This window comes from Clostridium estertheticum (assembly GCF_018861295.1).
GTDB lineage: Bacteria > Bacillota > Clostridia > Clostridiales > Clostridiaceae > Clostridium_AD > Clostridium_AD estertheticum_D.
In genome coordinates this window covers 1-753 of the sequence record NZ_JAHLDM010000098.1, presented here as the reverse complement: position 1 = coordinate 753, position 753 = coordinate 1, and the positions used below count along the sequence as shown (strand labels likewise).

Annotated in this window: 1 protein-coding gene; it reads right to left on the bottom strand. The window is 28.8% G+C overall.

The features are described from left to right. Positions 1-34: 34 nt before the first annotated feature. Positions 35-688, bottom strand: a complete 654-nt coding sequence (locus KPL54_RS26925; protein ID WP_216109329.1) for a flavodoxin family protein — start codon at positions 686-688, stop codon at positions 35-37. Positions 689-753 lie beyond the last annotated feature (65 nt).

Here is a 753-nt window from a genome sequence, read left to right as displayed (position 1 = left end):
TATTTCAAAGGAGTTGTTCACTTTAGTTAATATACTATTTTATTAAACTTGCACCTAGTTCAAATGCTTTTTGACAATCTAAAGGAAATTGTGTTCTTCTATGTTCTGCTTTTTCTTTTTCAGAAAAGGCATTGGATTTATATTTTGAGTAATCATCAAATTGGTAAGTATTATTTGAATACATAACTAGTGGTTTTGTAAGTATACGTTCAAGGCTAGATTCAATTTTATTAAAAGTTGACGGATATCCAATTTTATCCATGAGTTCCTCTTGAGCATTCATTGTATAGATGAATGCTGTTGGCATCTTCTTTTGTGCAATTGTAGAATAGTTCTCATCATAAACTAAATAGGGAAATAATAGTCTTTCTAAAAATGACTGTAATTGACCTGTTATATTGCTTAAATATATTGGAGAACCAAAGATAATCCCATCAGCTTGAGATAGTTTTTCTAAAACTTCATAAATATCATCTTTTATGGCGCATTTTCCATAACTTGCACCGCCAAGTCTTTTACAGGCAAAACAGCTTTTACATCCAGTATAGTTTAAATCATATAAATTAATGATTTCAGTTTCAATTTCCTTATCTTTTGCAGCTTCTTTTACCCCATCTAAAGCTTTTTGAAGCAATGTAGCCGTATTATTATTTTTTCTTGGACTTCCGTTAATAGCATAAACTTTCATAGTAACACTCCTTGTATTTCTTTATATTTTTTTCACTTATTTTGTATGCTATAATTATATATCAT

What these genes read in the sequence shown, in the direction of transcription:
- KPL54_RS26925 (WP_216109329.1), bottom strand. Translation starts at nt 688, where the DNA reads ATGAAAGTTTATGCTATTAACGGAAGTCCAAGAAAAAATAATAATACG.